The organism is Streptomyces sp. NPDC051211 (genome assembly GCF_040689505.1).
Classification (GTDB): Bacteria; Actinomycetota; Actinomycetes; order Streptomycetales; family Streptomycetaceae; genus Streptomyces.
In genome coordinates, this window is the sequence record NZ_JBFBAV010000007.1 from 26,956 (window position 1) to 43,532 (window position 16,577).

A 16,577-nucleotide genomic window follows, 5' to 3' on the forward strand; every position below is an offset into this window, starting at 1 on the left:
CTCAACGAGGAGTTGGTCTTGATGGCCGCCGCCGACCTGTCCGCCGCTCAGCTCTCCGACAAGCACCGACCGACGCTCGACGCGGCGCTCGATGCCATTCGCAGCCGCGCCTACTGGTCCCCGCACCCCGAGCACCCCAAGGCCTACGGCGAGACCGCGCCGGCCGACGGCCTGGCCGCCTTCGAGGCGGTGCGCGGGAGTCGCCTCGACCTCGGCCAGCCCGGTACGGACGGCTGGGCCGGCGGCGAGGTGTCGCCGTACGGCCCGGAGCTGGGCGTCGAGTACCCGCACGTCGACCCGGACGTGCTGCTGCCCGCGATGAAGGCGGGCATGGCGGCCTGGCGGGACGCCGGGCCGGAGACCCGCGCCCTGGTCTGCATCGAGATCCTGGCCCGGATCGGCGCCCGCACGCACGAGTTCGCGCACGCGGTCATGCACACCAGCGGCCAGGCCTTCATGATGGCGTTCCAGGCCGGCGGCCCGCACGCACAGGACCGCGGCCTGGAGGCGGTGGCGTACGCGTACGAGGAGCAGACCCGGGTTCCCGGCGCGGCCGACTGGTCGAAGCCGCAGGGCAAGAAGGACCCGCTGAACCTGGGCAAGACCTTCACCGCCGTGCCGCGCGGCATCGCGCTGGTCATCGGCTGCAACACCTTCCCCACCTGGAACGGCTACCCGGGCCTGTTCGCCTCCCTCGCCACCGGCAACGCGGTGCTGGTCAAGCCGCACCCGCGGGCCGTGCTGCCGCTCGCCCTGACCGTGCAGGTGGCGCGCGAGGTGCTGGCCGAGGCCGGCTTCGACCCGAACCTGGTCGCGCTGGCCGCCGAGCGTCCGGGCGAGGGCATCGCCAAGACCCTGGCGGTCCGCCCGGAGATCAAGCTGATCGACTACACCGGCTCCACCGCCTTCGGCGACTGGCTGGAGACCAACGCCCGCCAGGCGCAGGTCTACACGGAGAAGGCCGGCGTCAACACGGTGGTCGTGGACTCCACCGACAACTACAAGGGGATGCTGGCCAACCTGGCCTTCTCGCTGTCCCTCTACAGCGGCCAGATGTGCACCACCCCGCAGAACCTCCTGATCCCCCGCGAGGGCATCGACACGGACGCCGGCCACAAGTCGTACGACGAGGTGGTCGCCGACCTCGCCGCCTCCGTGCAGGGGCTGCTGGGCGACGACGCCCGGGCCAACGCCCTGCTGGGCGCGCTGGTCAACCCGGACGTGAAGACGCGGCTGGAGGCCGCGGCCGGCCTGGGCGAGGTGGCCCTGGCCTCGCGCGAGGTCGCGAACCCGGAGTTCCCCGACGCGGTGGTCCGTACGCCGGTGATGGTCAAGCTGGACGGCTCCAAGCCGGACGACTCGGCCCCCTACCTGTCGGAGTGCTTCGGCCCCGTCTCCTTCGCGGTGGCCGTCGACTCCACCGCCGACGCGCTCGACCTGCTGCGGCGCACGGTCCGTGAGAAGGGCGCGATGACCGTCGGCGCGTACACCACCTCGGCGGACACCGAGCGGGCGCTCGAGGAGGTCTGCCTGGAGGAGTCCGCGCAGCTCTCGCTGAACCTGACCGGCGGGGTGTATGTGAACCAGACCGCCGCCTTCTCCGACTTCCACGGCTCCGGCGGCAACCCGGCGGCCAATGCGGCCCTGTGCGACGGCGCCTTCGTCGCGAACCGGTTCCGCGTGGTGGAGGTCCGCCGCCAGGCCTGAACCGGTCCTCCGGCCTGACAACGGCCGCCGGGCCCCGACACCGGGGCCCCCGGCCTGACACCGGCCGCCGGGCCCCGGCCTGACAACGGCCGCCGGGCCCGCGCCGGCCGGTCAGGACGGCCCGGGCCCGGACGCCTCCTCCTGCACGAAGGTGCGGGCAGAGGCGTCCACCTGGGCCATCCTGCGCAGGGCGGCGAAGACCGCGTCGCCCAGCACCGTACCGACGACCACCGCCTCCACGAGGTCCTCGCGGGCCACCCGGCGGGCGGTGTAGTCCAGGTCCGCGCGGGCCACCCGCTCGGCTGCCGCCGCGTAGTCGTCGAGCAGGTCGACGAAGCCGCCGTGCCCCACCCGCGCCAGCGAGGCGAGCGCGGACACCAGCGCCTCCACCGCCTTGCTGCCGGGTGCGATGCGCCAGCCGCGCGCCTCGATCAGCCGCTCCACCCTCTCCCGCGCCAGCACCTTCTCCGCGTCCACCGCACCGGCGCTGTCCTCCCCGCCGCCGTCGCCGTATTCGGGCACCAGGCGGTGGGCGGCCGCGCCCAGCACCTTGTGCACCGGCCGCTCCTTGTCGTCGATCGCCGCGAGCACCTCGCCGATGGCCGCCACCGACAGTCCCCCGACCTCCAGCAGTGCGCGGACCAGCCGCAGCCGGCGCTCGTGCGCCTCTCCATAGCTGGCCTGGTTGGGGCTGGTCAGCTCGCCCGGCGGGAGCAGCCCTTCCCGGACGTAGTACTTGATCGTCGGTACCGGAACCCCGGTCCGTCGGCTCAGCTCTCCGATGCGCACGTGCGTTCATCCTTTGTCCGCTTGCCCTGTCCACCCCCATCATAGATAGTGGCACTATCAGATAGCGGAGAGCGCCGCTATCCATTCATTACGGGGGTATGAATGTCGATGTCTTCCTGGCGTACCTGGCACCGCCCGCTGGTGGTGTTCGCCATGCTCATGGGCGTATGGGCCGTCGGCTCCGCCGTCGGGCTGCTGGTCGACGACCGGGTGCTGACGGGCGCCCCGATCTGGGCCAAGCCCTTCAAGTTCGCCGTCTCGTTCATCGGCTACACCCTCAGCCTGGCCTGGATGATCTCGCTGCTGGACGAAGCCCGGCCGCGGCTGCGCCGGACCGCCTGGTGGGCCGGCACGGTGGTGGTCGCCGCGAGCACCCTGGAGATGCTGCTGATCACGCTGCAGGTGGTCCGCGGGGTGCGCAGCCACTTCAACAGCGCCACGTCCTTCGACGCCACGGTCTACAGCGCCATGGGGAACACCGTGGTCGTGCTGTGGCTGGGCACGCTGGTCATCGCCGTCCTGCTCTGGCGCGCCAAGGCCGCCGACCGGGCCGCCCTCTGGTCCATCCGGATCTCCACGGTCCTCGCGCTGATCGGCGCCGGACTCGCCGTCCTGATGACCCTGCCCACCACCGAGCAGGAGCGGCTCATGGCCGCCGACCACGAGCCCGCGGAAACCGGCGGGCACAGCGTGGGCGTGCCCGACGGCGGCCCGGGAATGTTCCTCACCGGCTGGTCCACCACCGGCGGTGACCTGCGCATCCCGCACTTCTTCGGCATGCACGCCCTGCAGCTGCTCCCGCTGCTCCTGCTCGTCCTGACCGCCCTCGCCCCGCGCTTCGCCCGGCTGCACGACGAGCGGGTGCGGGTGCGGCTGGTCTTCGTGGCCGGCGGGACGTACGCGGGGGTGCTCGCCCTGCTCACCTGGCAGGCCCTGCGCGGCCAGCCGCTGATCCACCCGGACGGGGCCACGCTGGGCGCGGCCGCCGCGGTCCTGGTTGCGGGTGCCCTCGGCGTGGCGTTCTCGCTACTGCGCGGGCGGTCCGCCCCAGTGGAAGAGGGTCATGGCCACGCTGGTGGCGAGGTTGTAGCTGGAGACCTGCGGACGCATGGGCAGGGAGACCAGCTGGTCGGCCCGGTCACGCAGCTCCGCCGATAGGCCCTGCCGCTCGGAGCCGAAGGCCAGCACGGCATCGTCCGGGAGGGTGAGGGCGCGGATGTCCTCGCCCTCCGGGTCCAGGGCGTAGAGCGGGCCGGGCGGCAGGGTGTCGAGGGTGACCCGGTCGACGGTGGTGGCGTAGTGCAGCCCGGCACCGGCCCGCACCACATTCGGGTGCCAGGGGTCGAGGTCGCCGCGGGTGACGACCCCGGTGGCGCCGAAGCCTGCGGCGAGCCGGACCACGGCACCGACGTTGCCGAGGTTGCGGGGGTTGTCGAGGAGGACGACGGGCGCGCTGCGCGGCAGCCGCTCCAGGGCCGCCCGCCCGGCAGCCGGGTCCGGCCGCACGGCCAGGGCCGCCACCCGGGTGGGGTGGACCCGGGCCACGAGCCCCGCGAGCGGCGCCTGCCGTACGAGCCCGGCCACGGCCTCCCGCACGTCGGGCGCCAGCTCCTCGGCCAGCTTCAGCACCCCGTCCGGATCCTCGGCGACCACCATGCGCACGTCCGCCCCGAAGCGCAGTGCGTGCTTGAGCGCGTGAAACCCGTCGAGCAACACCATGCCGGCCTGCTCGCCGACCGCACGCCAGCGTCGCGCCGTCTCTTCGTGAACGCCGTACTCACTCATGCGCCCGAGCCTACGAGGCTCCGCCCGCCCCACCCGCCACGCGGCCTGCCTGCGGAGCGATCCCGGGCCCGCCGGCATTGGATGCGCGGGCTTCGGGGCGGGGGCCCCCGCGCGGCAACAGGGCCCGCAGGGCCCCCACCCGTACCCCCATCCACACCAGGAAGGCCGTCGGCAGGAACACCGCATCGGCGGCGATCATCGCCAGCGAGAAGAACGGCAGCCCGAGCAGGACCGCGATCCCCGCATGCTCCAGCATCATCACGGCCAGCAGCAGGTTCTTGATCCGCCGGTTGAACAGGGTGAACGGAAACGCCACCTGGATCACCACCGTCCCGTAGGACAGCAGCATCACCAGCGTCCCGCTCCCCGCCACCAGCCCGGAAAGGCCGGGCCACGGCGTGAAGTAGTCCAGCCCCAGCGGGTAGTACAGCGCCGTCCCGTCCTGCCAGCGCGAGCCCTGGATCTTGTACCAGCCGGCCGTCGCGTAGATCAGGCAGACCTCCGCCATGATCACCAGCAGGCCGGCGTTGTGCACCAGGTTGGCCAGCACGTCCAGCAGCGCCCGGCCGTCGCTGTCCGGCTCGTACCGCTCCACCGCCCACCAGATGCCCTGGACGATCCACAGCCACAGGAAGACCGCCAGCCAGAGCGTCCCGAGCCGGTCGGTGACCGCCGCGTACGCCAGGAACAGGCCGAGCGCGCCCCACAGCAGCGGCCCGGCCTTGCCGCGGGCGGGGCCGGCCCGGGCCGCCCGGCGGGCGTCCAGCGACCACACCTGGGCGCACCGGGTCAGCACCAGGTAGATCGCCATCAGGTGGATCACGTTGTCGCCGCCGTCGCCCATGAACACGCTGCGGTTCTGCAGCGACAGCACCCCGGCCATGAACAGCACGGAGGAGGCCCGGGTGTGCCAGCCGAGCAGCATGAGCACGGCGGACAGCACCGCCAGCGCGTAGACGGTCTCGAACCAGACCGCCGAGTCGGACCACAGCAGCACGGTGAACGCGTGGTTGGAGCCGACCAGCCGCTCGGCCAGGTCGAAGCCCCACGGGCTGTCCGGCCCGTACAGCTCGCGCCGGTGCGGGAACTCCCGCAGCAGGAAGAGCAGCCAGGTCGCGGCGAAGCCGATCCGGACGACGGCGCTCTGGTACGGGCCGAGCGACTGCCCGGTGGCCTTGGCCAGGCCCCGCCGCACGACGGCCCGCGCCCGGCCGGCCGGGCCTGGGGCCGGACCCGAGCCGGGGACCGGACCCGCGCCTGGGGCCGGACCCGCGTCTGGAGCCGGACCCGCGCCGGCGGCCGCAGGCGGGTCCGCCGGGTCGGCCGGCCGGCTCAGACGGTCCACCACGGGAGCTCCCGGTAGTAGGTCTCCTTGTCGGTGGTCTCACCGCTCCACTTCGGCGCCTCGACCGCCTTGGTCGCCGAGCGCAGCTGCACCTTCAGCACCCGGCCGCCGGGAAAGCGCGGCTCCACCCGGCGCAGGGCGATCCGCTGCAGGTAGGTCTCGGAGAGCTCGCCCCGCTCGCCGGTGGGCCGGTTCTCCTCGTCGTGCGAACCGGTGAAGAAGTCCCAGGCGCGCCGGAGCTCGTTCTGCTGCACATGGCTGGGGAAGGGGTTGCCGCGGATGGCCTCGCCGTCCTCCGCCGACAGGTCCCGCCAGCCGGTGGTGATCCGCTCTCCGGCTGCCGTGCGCACCTGCGCGCGGACCTCGACGGCGATGTTCTGCTGCAGCGGATTGGGGGCGAACAGCTTCCAGTTCTGCTCGAACTCGGGGTAGATCCACTCGTCGACCGCGTCCGCGTGCCGCTTGCCGACCGTGTTGGCCGGGGCGACGTGCAGGAAGACCAGGGCGAGGTGGAGACAGCCGGCCACGGCGACGGCGCCGAGTGCGAGGGCGGCGACGATCCGGTACGGCGTGGGCAGTGCCGCTATGCCCCCGCTCCCCCGGTTCCGGTTCGAATCCATCCCGCCCCGATCCTCGGCCGTCCACAGCGAGTAGTCCACAGAGGTTGACACCCTACGGGCCGCCGTCTCACCATTGAAGAGCATGGACCGAACGATCGGTCGGTCGGGAGACCGGCCACGGCGGTCCGGCAGCAAGCCCATCGGCACGTCATCGGCAAGGGGGCCGGGATGGTGGCAGTGACCCCGGAAACGGGGCAGGACAGGGACCTCGCGGCGGCTTTCGAGGCCGCGGTGGCGGCCGACGAGCGCGTGGAGCCCCGGGACTGGATGCCCGAGGAGTACCGCGCCTCACTCGTCCGACAGATGGCCCAGCACGCGCACTCCGAGATCATCGGCATGCAGCCCGAGGCCAACTGGATCACCCGTGCGCCCTCGCTGCGCCGGAAGGCCATCCTGATGGCCAAGGTCCAGGACGAGGCGGGCCACGGCCTGTACCTCTACAGCGCCGCGGAAACCCTCGGCACCGGCCGCGACGAGCTTCTCGACAAGTTGCACGCCGGCCGCCAGAAGTACTCATCGATCTTCAACTACCCCACGCTGACCTGGGCCGATGTCGGCGCCATCGGCTGGCTGGTGGACGGCGCGGCGATCACCAACCAGGTCCCGCTGTGCCGCTGCTCCTACGGTCCGTACGCCCGCGCGATGGTCCGGATCTGCAAGGAGGAGTCCTTCCACCAGCGCCAGGGGTACGAGCTCCTCCTCGCCCTCTCCCAGGGCACCGAGGCGCAGCACGCGATGGCGCAGGACGCCGTGGACCGCTGGTGGTGGCCATCGCTGATGATGTTCGGCCCGCCCGACGACGAGTCGGCGCATTCGGCCCAGTCCATGGCCTGGCGCATCAAGCGGCACTCCAACGACGAACTGCGCCAGCGGTTCGTGGACATCGCCGTCCCGCAGGCCGAGAGCCTCGGCCTGACCCTCCCCGACCCGGACCTCCGGTGGAACGAGGAGCGCGGGCACTACGACTTCGGTGCCATCGACTGGACCGAGTTCTGGGACGTCCTGAAGGGCAACGGCCCCTGCAACGAGCAGCGGATAGGCCAGCGGCGGCGGGCGCACGAAGAGGGCGCCTGGGTGCGGGACGCGGCCGCGGCGTATGCGGCGAAGCACACCGGCAAGCACGAGGAGGCACGGGCATGACGCAGAACTGGCCGCTGTGGGAGGTGTTCGTCCGGTCGCGGCGCGGTCTCTCGCACACGCATGCGGGAAGCCTGCACGCTCCCGACGCCGAAATGGCCCTGCGCAACGCCCGCGACCTGTACACCCGGCGCAACGAGGGCGTCTCCATCTGGGTGGTGCCCTCGACGGAGATCACCGCCTCCTCGCCCGACGAGCGGGACCCCTTCTTCGCCCCGTCCGCCGACAAGCCCTACCGGCACCCCACGTTCTACGAGATCCCGGAGGGGGTGCGGCACCTGTGACCGCCACCGTGCCCACGACGGCCGCGCTCGCCCTCGGCGACGACGCGCTGATCCTCTCCCACCGCCTCGGCGAGTGGGCCGGCCACGCCCCGGTGCTGGAGGAGGAGGTCGCCCTCGCGAACATCGCCCTCGACCTGCTCGGCCAGGCCCGCGTCCTGCTCTCCATGGCCGGGGACGAGGACGAGCTGGCCTTCCTCCGCGAGGAGCGGGCCTTCCGCAACCTCCAGCTGGTCGAGCAGCCCAACGGCGACTTCGCCCACACCATCGCCCGCCAGCTGTACTTCTCCGTCTACCAGCACCTGCTGTACGGGGAGCTGGCCGCCGGGACCGGGGAGTTCGCCCCGCTCGCCGCGAAGGCGGTCAAGGAGACCGAATACCACCGCGACCACGCCACCCAGTGGACCCTGCGGCTCGGCGACGGCACCCAAGAGAGCCACGACCGGATCCAGGCCGCGCTGGACGGGCTGTGGAAGTTCACCGGCGAGATGTTCCAGCCCGTCGAAGGCCTGGACGTGGACTGGGCCGGCCTCGAGACGGCCTGGCTCGCGGCCGTCGGCGAGGTGCTGGAGCGGGCGACGCTCAGCCTCCCCCAGGGCGCCCGCACCGGAGCCTGGGCGGCCGGTGCCGGCCGGCAGGGCCTGCACACGGAGCCCTTCGGGCGGATGCTCGCCGAGATGCAGCACCTGCACCGCAGCCACCCGGGGGCGTCATGGTGACCACCACTCGCCTGGAGGAGGAGCTGGCCACCCTGGCCGGGTCCGTGCCCGACCCCGAGCTGCCGGTGCTCACCCTGGCCGAGCTCGGCGTGATGCGCGGGGTCCGGATCCGGGAGGACGGCGGGGTGGAGGTCACCCTCACCCCCACCTACACCGGCTGCCCGGCCATCGAGGCCATGTCCGCCGACATCGAGCGGGTCCTGCACGACCACGGCATGGCCGATGTGTCGGTGCGCACGGTGCTGGCACCCGCCTGGTCCACCGACGACATCAGCGCCGAAGGCCGCCGCAAGCTCGCCGAGTTCGGCATAGCGCCGCCCCGGCCGCACACGGCGGACGGCCCCGTGCCGCTCACCCTGTCGGTGCGCTGCCCGAACTGCGGATCCACCGACACCGAGCTGCTCAGCCGGTTCTCCTCCACCGCCTGCAAGGCACTGCGGCGCTGCGTGTCCTGCCGCGAACCCTTCGACCACTTCAAGGAGCTGTAGATGGCTGCACCACGCCACGGCGCCTTCCACCCGCTGACGGTGGCTGCGGTCGACCGGCTCACCGACGACTCCGTGGCGCTGACCCTGAGCATCCCCGAGGAGCTCCGCGAGGAGTACCGGCATGCCGCCGGCCAGCACCTGGCGCTGCGCCGGCGGTCGGCCGACGGCGGGGAAGTGCGCCGCACCTATTCGATCTGCTCGCCCGCGCCGGCCTCCGGCGCGCCCGCGCCGCGGGAACTGCGGGTCGGAGTGCGGCTGGTGGAGGGCGGCGAGTTCTCCACCTTCGCCCACAAGGAGATCGCCGCCGGGGACGTGCTCGACGTGATGGTCCCGGCCGGCCGCTTCGTGCTGGACCCGGCCGCCGCCCCGGAGGCCGCCCACTATGCGGCGGTGGTCGGCGGCAGCGGCATCACCCCGCTGCTGTCGATCGCGGCCACCCTGCTGGCCGCCCGGCCCGATGCCCGGTTCTGCCTGATCCGCAGCGACCGCTCGGCCGCCTCGACGATGTTCCTGGAGGAGGTGGCCGACCTCAAGGACCGCTACCCCGACCGGTTCCAGCTGGTCACCGTGCTGTCCCGGGAGGAGCAGGAGGCCGGGCTGCCGTCCGGCCGGCTCGACGAGGAGCGGCTGACCGCCCTGCTGCCCGCGCTGCTGCCGGTCGAGTCGGTGGCGGGCTGGTTCCTGTGCGGACCGTTCGGCCTGGTGCAGGGCGCCGAGCGGGCGCTGCGTGCCTTGGGCGTCGTACGGAAGCGGATCCACGAGGAAATCTTCCATGTGGACGAAGCTCCGGCACCGGCCCCCGCCGTCCGGACCGTCTCCTCCTCCCACAGCCGGGTCACCGCCCGCCTCGACGGCCGGTCCGGCACCTGGCCGGTGCAGGACGGCGAGTCCCTGCTGGAGGCGGTGCTGCGCAACCGCGCGGACGCGCCGTACGCGTGCAAGGGCGGGGTGTGCGGCACCTGCCGGGCCTTCCTGGTCCGCGGCGAGGTGAGCATGGACCGGAACTTCGCGCTGGAGTCCGACGAGACGGAGGCCGGGTTCGTGCTGGCCTGCCAGTCGCATCCGGTAACGGAAGAGGTGGAAATCGACTTCGACCGGTGAGCCCGGCCCCCACCCCTGTCAAATTTCCAGAACCTGTTCTATCTTGACGCACCGTCAGGCCGGAGCAGGGTCGGAGCAGGGTCCCAGTGGGAGGACAGGCAGTGGACTTCACCTTCACCGAGGAGCAGCAGGCGGCCGTCGAGGCGGCGAAGGCGGTCTTCGCGGACGTCGCCCCCGACAGCGTGCCCAGCCCGGCGCTCACCCCGGGAGCGGTGGCCGAGGAGTTCGACCGCCCGCTGTGGGCCAGGCTGGCCGGCTCCGACCTGACCGGCCTGGTCCTCGCCGAGGAGCACGGCGGCGCCGGTCTGGACGCCATCGCGCTCTGCCTGGTGCTCCGCGAGTCCGCGAAGGTGCTGGCCCGGGTGCCGCTGCTGGAGCACTGTGCCACCGCCATGGCCGTGCAGGCGCACGGCTCCCCGGAACTGGCCGCCGCTCTGCTGCCCGCCGCCGGCCGCGGCGAGCTCGTCCTGACCGTCGCCGCGAACGGCCGCACCGGCCACGACCCGGCCGAACTCGCCGTCACTGCCGTCCGGGACGGCTCCGGCTGGGTGTTGGAGGGCGTGCAGACCGCCGTTCCGTGGGCGCACAGCGCGGACTGGATCGCCGTACCCGCCCACACCGGGGAGGGGGAGGCGGTGCTGGCACTGGTACCGCGCACCGCGGACGGCCTGGCCCTGGCCGACCAGTACTCCACGAGCGGCGAGCGGTTCGCCGAGCTCACCCTCGACGGCGTACGAGCCCCGGCCGGACACGTGATCGAGACGCCCGGCGCCTGGGAGCGGCTGCGCCAGCTGCTGGCCACCGGCACCTGTGCGCTGGCCCTCGGCCTCGGCGAAGCCGTGCTCGGCATGACCGCCGAGTACACCGGCAAGCGGGAACAGTTCGGCTTCCCGGTGGCCACTTTCCAGGCCGTCGCCGTCCAGGCCGCCGACCGGTACATCGACCTGCGCGCGATGGAGGTCACCCTCTGGCAGGCCGCCTGGCGGCTGGACGCGGAAACGGGCGGGGCGGGCGGGCCGCTGCCCAGCGCCGGCGATGTGGCCGTGGCCAAGATCTGGGCGGCGGAGGGCGTACGGCGGGTCGTCCAGACCGCCCAGCACCTGCACGGCGGCTTCGGTGCCGACACCGACTACGTGCTGCACCGCTACCACGCCTGGGCCAAGCAGCTGGAGCTCGCCCTGGGCCCGGCCGCCGCGCACGAGGAGGCCCTCGGCGACCTGCTGGCCGCCCACCCCCTCGGCTGAGCCGGAGCCCGAGCAGGCTCAGACGACGGTGCCCGGCGCGCCTTCGTTGGTGACGACCGGGCGGCCCGTGGCCTCCCACACCTGCATGCCGCCGTCCACGTTCACCGCGTCCACGCCCTGCTGCACCAGGTACTGGGTGACCTGCGCGGAACGCCCGCCGACCCGGCACATCACGTGCACCCGGCGGCCGTCCTCTGCCGCCTCGGTCAGCTCACCGAAGCGGGCCACGAACTCGCTCATGGGAATGTGCAGCGCGCCCTCGGCGTGCCCCGCGGTCCACTCATCGTCCTCCCGGACGTCGAGGATGAAGCTGTCCGCGGCCAGCGCGTCGACACCCACCGTGGGGACCGGGCCGAAGTTCATGCGGTGTCGCCTTCTCTCGTAGCAGGTGCGCAGCCTTCACGACCGCTACGCCACGGTACCCCGACCGACCGCCGGACCACCCCTGCCGGCCATGCACCGGATCACCGTTCGCCGGATCACCCGCGGCGATCACCCCGCGGCGATCACCCCGCGGCGGTCAGGTCCGCCAGTTCCGCCTCGCGCTCGGAGACCTGCGCCAGCAGCTGCTCGGCGATCTCCTCCAGCAGCCGGTCCGGGTCGTCGGGGGCCATCCGCAGCATCGCCCCGATCGCGCTGTCCTCCAGCTCCCGGGCCACCAGCGTGAGCATCTCCTTGCGCCGGTCCAGCCACTCCAGCCGGGCGTAGAGCTCCTCGCTCTCGCTCGGACCGGCCGCCTCCGGCACCGGGCCGGCCGCCCACTCCTCGGCCAGCTCGCGCAGCAGGCCCTCCTCGCCCCGCGCGTACGCGGCGTTCACCCTGACCAGGAACGCGTCCCGGCGCTCGCGCTCCGCCTCGTCCTGGGCGAGGTCGGGGTGCGCCTGCCGCACCAGCTCGCGGTACAGCCGACGCGCCTCTTCCGACGGCCGGACCCGCTCCGGCGGCTTGACCGGCTGATCGGTGAGCATGGCCGCCGCGTCGTCGGCGATCCCGTCCGAGCCGATCCAGCCGTGGAACAGCTCGTCCACCCCGGGCATCGGCATCACCAGGGCCCGCGCCTCCCGGGCCCGGCGCAGGTCCTCCGCGTCACCGGACCGGTCCGCCCGCGCCTCTGCGATCAGCGCGTCCAGCTCGTCGAGGCGGGTGTACATCGGGCCGAGCTTCTGGTGGTGCAGCCGGGAGAAGTTCTCGACCTCCACCCGGAAGGTCTCCACCGCGATCTCGAACTCGATCAGCGCCTGCTCGGCCGCGCGCACGGCCCTCTCCAGCCGCGCCTCGGGGCGCTCCGCGCCCGCCTCGCCCTCAGGGACAGTCTGCTCGCTCACCCGGCCAGCCTAGAGGGTGCCCCGCCGATCATGCGGGGCACGCCCGGCACGCCCGGCCGGCCCGCCCCACACCCGGCCCGGCCCGGCCCAACCGGACCACGCCCGGCCAGATCAAGCCCAGCGGCCCAAACCGGCCCCCGACCAGCCCCCCCACCAAGCCGGCCCGGCCCGGCCCCCGGCCCGGGCCTTCTTCTCAGACCCCCTCCTCGGCGGCGATCCGCCCCGACCGCACCGCGGCCACCAGGTCCGCGTGGTCCGCCTCCGTCCGGTCCGCGTAGGCCACCGCGAACGCGGCCACCGCCTCGTCGAGCTCCTCGTTCTTGCCGCAGTACCCGGCCAGCAGCCGCGGGTCGGCGCTGTGCGCGTGCGCCCGGGCCAGCAGTGCGCCCGTCATCCGCCCGTAGTCGTCGAACTGGTCCGGGGCCAGCGCCGCCGGATCCACGCTGCCCTTGCGGTTGCGGAACTGCCGCACCTGGAACGGCCGGCCCTCGACCGTGGTCCAGCCCAGCAGGATGTCCGACACCACCTGCATCCGCTTCTGCCCCGCCACCACCCGCCGGCCCTCGTGCTCCGCCGGGGCCCGGTCGAAGCCCGCCGGCAGGTGCGGCAGCAGCACCGACGGGCGCGCCTCCTTCACCTGAAGCACCAGCGGCTCGCCCCGGTGGTCCAGCAGCAGGACCACGTACGAGCGGGTGCCCACGCTGCCCGTACCGACCACCCGGAAGGCCACGTCGTGGATGGCGTACCGGGCCAGCAGCGGCAGCCGGTCGCTCTGCACGGTGCCCAGGTACTCGCCGAGCGAGGCCGCGACCGCCGCCGCCTCCGCGTCGCCGACCCGCCGCAGAACCGGCAGCGCATCCACGAAACGTCGCCCCGCGGCTCCGCCGTCGGGCCCGCCGTCCTCCTCCACCACCACCGTCGACCTCGCCGCGAACCGCGCGCTCGTGTTGTTGCGGGCCTTCTCCGAGACCCGGGACAGCGTGCCCAGCAGATCCCGGGCGTCGGTGTGCGAGACCAGCTCCTCGTCGGCGATCGCGTTCCACGCGTCCAGGGCGGGCAGCCGGGCCAGCAGCCGCATGGTCCGCCGGTACGCGCCGACCGAGTCCAGCGCCGCGGCCCGGCAGGTGTCCTCGTCGGCGCCCGCGACCCGGCCGGCCAGCACCAGCGAGGTCGCCAGCCGCTTGACGTCCCACTCCCACGGCCCGAACACGGTCTCGTCGAAGTCGTTGAGGTCCATGACCAGGCGGCCCCGGGCATCCCCGTACAGGCCGAAGTTCGCGGCGTGCGCGTCCCCGCACAGCTGGGCGCCCACCCCGGTCACCGGCGTGCCCGCCAGGTCGTGCGCCATCAGGCCGGCCGCGCCGCGCAGGAACGCGAACGGGTTCGCCGCCATCCGCCCGACCCTTATCGGGGCCAGCTCCGGTACCCGCCCGTGGTTGGACTCCTCCACGGCCCGCACCGCGTCCGGGCGGTCCGCCGCGGGCTCGAGCCGGGCGTGCGCGGCGCGCGGCACCCGGTCGCGCAGGGCCTTGCCCGCGTCCTTCGGCGAGCCGGCCGCCGCGCCGCGCGCGGCGAAGCCCGCGACCGCCGGAATCCGCTCCGCCGCCGACACCCTCGCCACCGCCGCCATCGCCACCGCGTCCGCTTCCGCTGCCGTCGCCATCCCCGCGCCCCCGATTCGATCACGTACCCGTTCGCGGATGACCGTACAGACCCTTGCAGGGCCGCGGAAGTCACTGATATCCCATGACAGTTAGGAAACTTTCCTAACCCAACTCCCCCACAGGAGACCCCTCATGAGTGCCCGCATACGCGCACGCACGGTCCTGGCCACCACCGCCCTGATCGCCGGTCTCACCACCACCCTCACCCTCACGCTCACCCCCGGCGCCGGCGCCGTCACCCCCACCCCGGCACCCGCCCCCGCCCCGCAGACCACCACCGCAGCCACAGCCACAGCCACCGCCGCAGCCACCACCCACGAGGCCGAGAACGCCACCATCTCCCAGGGCCTCGCCGAGTCCAACCACACCGGCTACACCGGCAGCGGCTTCGTCAACTACGACAACACCACCGGCGGTTAAGTCGAGTGGACGGTCAACGCGGCCCAGGCCGGCACCGCCACCCTCAACCTGCGCTACGCCAACGGCAGCACGGCCAACCGCCCCATGACCGTCACCGTCAACGGCGCCCCCGCCGCCGCGAACAAGGCGTTCAACACCACCGGCGCCTGGACCTCCTGGTCCACCACCGGCCTCACCGCCACCCTCAGGGCCGGCGCCAACACCATCCGCGCCACCGCCACCACCGCGACCGGCGGCCCGAACGTCGACCACCTCTCCGTCGAAACGGGCACCACCCCGCCCCCGACGGGCACCACCCCGGCCGCCGTCAACGGCCAACTCACCGTCTGCGGCACCAAGCTCTGCAACCGGTACGGCAAACCCGTCCAGCTGCGCGGCATGAGCACGCACGGCACCCAGTGGTACGCCCAGTGCCTCACCGGCGGTTCACTCGACGCCCTCGCCAAGGACTGGAACGCCGACGTCCTGCGCGTCTCCACCTACGTCCAGGAGGACGGGTACGAGACCGACCCCCAGAAGTTCACCGACCTCGCCCACTCGCTCATCGAGCAGGCCACCGCCCGCGGCATGTACGTGATCGTCGACTGGCACATGCTCGACCCGGGCGACCCCCACTACAACCTGGCCCGCGCCAAGACCTTCTTCACGGCCATCGCCAACCGCCACAAGGGCAAGAGCAACATCCTCTACGAGATCGCCAACGAGCCCAACGGCGTGGCCTGGTCCCGGATCAAGAGCTACGCGGAGCAGATCATCCCGGTCATCCGGACCATCGACTCCGACGCTCCCGTCCTGGTCGGCACCCGCGCCTGGTCCTCCCTCGGCGTCTCCGACGGAGCGAACGAGACCGAGGTGGTCACCGACCCGGTCAACGCCACCAACATCATGTACACGTTCCACTTCTACGCCGCCTCGCACCGGGCGGAGTACCTGGACGCCCTCTCCCGCGCCGCCGACCGCATCCCGGTGTTCGTCACCGAGTTCGGCACCCAGGACTACGCCGGTGAGGGCGCCGACGACTTCGCCCAGTCGCAGAAGTACCTCGACCTGATGGCCGCCAAGAAGATCAGCTGGGTCAACTGGAACTTCTCCGACGACCACCGCTCCGGCGCCGTCTTCAAGACCGGCACCTGCAACAACAACGGCCCCTGGACCGGTACGGGTTCCCTGAAGCCGGCCGGCGTCTGGATCCGTGACCGCATCCGCACCGCCGACGACTTCCCCACCGGCTGAGCCGACGGGACACAGCCCGACACGTGCGGCGCGGGACGCCGGAGCAGCCCTACAGCCCGGCGTCCCGCGCCAACAGCGCAGCCTGCACCCGGTTGTCGCACTCCAGCTTCGCCAGGATCCGGCTCACGTAGGTCTTCACCGTCGCCTCGCTCATGTGCAGCCGCCGGCCCGCGTCCGCGTTCGACAGCCCCTCCCCGAGCAGCGCCAGCACCCCGCGCTCCCGCTCGCTCAGCTCCGCCACCCGCCGCCGCGCCTCCTCGCCGCGCGCCGCCGCCTTCCCCGAAGCCAGCTGGTCGACCACGTGCCGGGTCGCCGCCGGAGACAGGTACGCATCACCCGCCGCGGCCGCCCGCACCGCCCCGATCAGCTCGGCCGGCGCGGAATCCTTCAGCAGGAACCCGGCACCGCCCTGACCGAGCGCCCGCAGGACGTTCTCCTTCTCCCCGAAGGTGGTCAGGATCAGCGCCCGCACCGACGGCACGGCCCGCCGCAGCTCCCCCAGTGCCGTCAGCCCGTCCAGCACCGGCATCTGGATGTCCAGCAGCACCACGTCCGGCACGAACGACCGCGCCAGCTCCACCGCCTCGCGCCCGTTGGACGCTTCCGCGACCACCTCGATCTCCGGATCCGAGGTCAGGATCATCCTGATCCCGGCGCGGATCAGCGGCTCGTCGTCGGCGATCACCACCCGTACCGCGCGACCCGTCACGCCTGCACCC

Annotated in this window: 17 protein-coding genes and 1 pseudogene; 10 read left to right on the forward strand and 8 right to left on the reverse strand. The window is 73.0% G+C overall.

What is annotated here, in order from left to right:
* The first annotated feature begins 21 nt into the window (after positions 1–21).
* Complete coding sequence (gene paaN, locus AB0447_RS09735; protein ID WP_366476033.1) at positions 22–1,707, forward strand: phenylacetic acid degradation protein PaaN; 1,686 nt, start codon at positions 22–24, stop codon at positions 1,705–1,707.
* A gap of 111 nt (positions 1,708–1,818) precedes the next feature.
* Here the strand turns inward: paaN and AB0447_RS09740 are convergent, their stop codons facing one another.
* On the reverse strand, positions 1,819–2,496 hold the full coding sequence (locus AB0447_RS09740; protein WP_366476034.1) for a MerR family transcriptional regulator: 678 nt from the start codon (positions 2,494–2,496) through the stop codon (positions 1,819–1,821).
* Between the two features lie 108 nt (positions 2,497–2,604).
* Here AB0447_RS09740 and AB0447_RS09745 point away from each other — a divergent pair.
* Positions 2,605–3,531: pseudogene (locus AB0447_RS09745) on the forward strand (hypothetical protein); the annotation flags it as partial.
* Here AB0447_RS09745 and AB0447_RS09750 read toward each other — a convergent pair.
* From AB0447_RS09750 to AB0447_RS09760, 3 genes are all read right to left on the reverse strand, one after another.
* Positions 3,523–4,215, reverse strand: a complete 693-nt coding sequence (locus AB0447_RS09750; RefSeq protein WP_366476217.1) for a TrmH family RNA methyltransferase — start codon at positions 4,213–4,215, stop codon at positions 3,523–3,525. The pseudogene AB0447_RS09745 and the gene AB0447_RS09750 overlap by 9 nt on opposite strands.
* 76 nt (positions 4,216–4,291) lie before the next feature.
* Positions 4,292–5,476 (reverse strand): HTTM domain-containing protein, encoded by a 1,185-nt coding sequence (locus AB0447_RS09755; protein WP_366476036.1) that lies wholly within the window; start codon positions 5,474–5,476, stop codon positions 4,292–4,294.
* A 137-nt stretch (positions 5,477–5,613) separates the two neighbouring features.
* Positions 5,614–6,246: a DUF5819 family protein gene (locus tag AB0447_RS09760; protein WP_366476037.1), complete on the reverse strand. Its 633-nt coding sequence runs from the start codon at positions 6,244–6,246 to the stop codon at positions 5,614–5,616.
* A gap of 168 nt (positions 6,247–6,414) precedes the next feature.
* Between AB0447_RS09760 and paaA the strand changes: the two genes are divergently transcribed.
* From paaA to AB0447_RS09790, 6 genes are all read left to right on the forward strand, one after another.
* On the forward strand, positions 6,415–7,386 hold the full coding sequence (gene paaA / locus AB0447_RS09765; protein WP_366476038.1) for a 1,2-phenylacetyl-CoA epoxidase subunit PaaA: 972 nt from the start codon (positions 6,415–6,417) through the stop codon (positions 7,384–7,386).
* Positions 7,383–7,667, forward strand: a complete 285-nt coding sequence (paaB, locus tag AB0447_RS09770) for a 1,2-phenylacetyl-CoA epoxidase subunit PaaB (RefSeq protein WP_125813338.1) — start codon at positions 7,383–7,385, stop codon at positions 7,665–7,667. Before paaA ends, paaB begins: the two co-directional genes overlap by 4 nt.
* A complete protein-coding gene (gene paaC, locus AB0447_RS09775) occupies positions 7,664–8,383 on the forward strand; it encodes a 1,2-phenylacetyl-CoA epoxidase subunit PaaC (RefSeq protein WP_366476039.1) in 720 nt (239 codons plus the stop codon). Before paaB ends, paaC begins: the two co-directional genes overlap by 4 nt.
* On the forward strand, positions 8,377–8,871 hold the full coding sequence (gene paaD, locus AB0447_RS09780; protein ID WP_366476040.1) for a 1,2-phenylacetyl-CoA epoxidase subunit PaaD: 495 nt from the start codon (positions 8,377–8,379) through the stop codon (positions 8,869–8,871). Before paaC ends, paaD begins: the two co-directional genes overlap by 7 nt.
* Positions 8,872–9,972, forward strand: coding sequence for a 1,2-phenylacetyl-CoA epoxidase subunit PaaE (paaE, locus tag AB0447_RS09785; RefSeq protein ID WP_366476041.1), 1,101 nt, complete (start codon positions 8,872–8,874; stop codon positions 9,970–9,972).
* Positions 9,973–10,073: 101 nt separating this feature from the next.
* Positions 10,074–11,216, forward strand: a complete 1,143-nt coding sequence (locus AB0447_RS09790; RefSeq protein ID WP_366476218.1) for an acyl-CoA dehydrogenase family protein — start codon at positions 10,074–10,076, stop codon at positions 11,214–11,216.
* An 18-nt stretch (positions 11,217–11,234) separates the two neighbouring features.
* On the opposite strand, the gene AB0447_RS09795 is transcribed toward AB0447_RS09790, so the two are convergent.
* The 3 genes from AB0447_RS09795 to AB0447_RS09805 all read right to left on the reverse strand — a co-directional run bounded on the left by AB0447_RS09795 (position 11,235) and on the right by AB0447_RS09805 (position 14,171).
* Positions 11,235–11,579 (reverse strand): rhodanese-like domain-containing protein, encoded by a 345-nt coding sequence (locus AB0447_RS09795; protein ID WP_366476042.1) that lies wholly within the window; start codon positions 11,577–11,579, stop codon positions 11,235–11,237.
* 143 nt (positions 11,580–11,722) lie between these two features.
* Entirely contained in the window at positions 11,723–12,541 is an 819-nt protein-coding gene (locus tag AB0447_RS09800; protein ID WP_366476043.1) for a hypothetical protein, read from the reverse strand.
* A 193-nt stretch (positions 12,542–12,734) separates the two neighbouring features.
* The gene (locus AB0447_RS09805; protein WP_366476219.1) at positions 12,735–14,171 is read right to left on the reverse strand and encodes a DUF2252 domain-containing protein; all 1,437 of its coding nucleotides are present in this window, start codon (positions 14,169–14,171) and stop codon (positions 12,735–12,737) included.
* Between the two features lie 166 nt (positions 14,172–14,337).
* On the opposite strand from AB0447_RS09805, the gene AB0447_RS09810 reads away from it, so the two are divergent.
* Together AB0447_RS09810 and AB0447_RS09815 are read left to right on the forward strand one after the other, a co-directional pair.
* Positions 14,338–14,625 (forward strand): hypothetical protein, encoded by a 288-nt coding sequence (locus AB0447_RS09810; RefSeq protein WP_366476044.1) that lies wholly within the window; start codon positions 14,338–14,340, stop codon positions 14,623–14,625.
* A gap of 84 nt (positions 14,626–14,709) precedes the next feature.
* Positions 14,710–15,858 (forward strand): cellulase family glycosylhydrolase, encoded by a 1,149-nt coding sequence (locus tag AB0447_RS09815; protein WP_366476045.1) that lies wholly within the window; start codon positions 14,710–14,712, stop codon positions 15,856–15,858.
* A 49-nt stretch (positions 15,859–15,907) separates the two neighbouring features.
* Here the strand turns inward: AB0447_RS09815 and AB0447_RS09820 are convergent, their stop codons facing one another.
* Positions 15,908–16,567, reverse strand: coding sequence for a response regulator transcription factor (locus AB0447_RS09820; protein WP_366476046.1), 660 nt, complete (start codon positions 16,565–16,567; stop codon positions 15,908–15,910).
* Positions 16,568–16,577: the final 10 nt, after the last annotated feature.

Excerpts from the sequence above, each read along its gene's own strand:
- AB0447_RS09810 (WP_366476044.1), top strand. The coding sequence starts at position 14,338 with ATGAGTGCCCGCATACGCGCACGCACGGTCCTGGCCACCACCGCCCTG.
- paaA (WP_366476038.1), top strand. The coding sequence starts at position 6,415 with ATGGTGGCAGTGACCCCGGAAACGGGGCAGGACAGGGACCTCGCGGCG.
- AB0447_RS09805 (WP_366476219.1), bottom strand. The coding sequence starts at position 14,171 with ATGGCGGCGGTGGCGAGGGTGTCGGCGGCGGAGCGGATTCCGGCGGTC.
- paaN (WP_366476033.1), top strand. The coding sequence starts at position 22 with ATGGCCGCCGCCGACCTGTCCGCCGCTCAGCTCTCCGACAAGCACCGA.
- paaB (WP_125813338.1), top strand. The coding sequence starts at position 7,383 with ATGACGCAGAACTGGCCGCTGTGGGAGGTGTTCGTCCGGTCGCGGCGC.
- AB0447_RS09795 (WP_366476042.1), bottom strand. The coding sequence starts at position 11,579 with ATGAACTTCGGCCCGGTCCCCACGGTGGGTGTCGACGCGCTGGCCGCG.
- AB0447_RS09750 (WP_366476217.1), bottom strand. The coding sequence starts at position 4,215 with ATGGTGTTGCTCGACGGGTTTCACGCGCTCAAGCACGCACTGCGCTTC.
- AB0447_RS09815 (WP_366476045.1), top strand. The coding sequence starts at position 14,710 with ATGACCGTCACCGTCAACGGCGCCCCCGCCGCCGCGAACAAGGCGTTC.
- paaD (WP_366476040.1), top strand. The coding sequence starts at position 8,377 with ATGGTGACCACCACTCGCCTGGAGGAGGAGCTGGCCACCCTGGCCGGG.
- paaE (WP_366476041.1), top strand. The coding sequence starts at position 8,872 with ATGGCTGCACCACGCCACGGCGCCTTCCACCCGCTGACGGTGGCTGCG.
- AB0447_RS09760 (WP_366476037.1), bottom strand. The coding sequence starts at position 6,246 with ATGGATTCGAACCGGAACCGGGGGAGCGGGGGCATAGCGGCACTGCCC.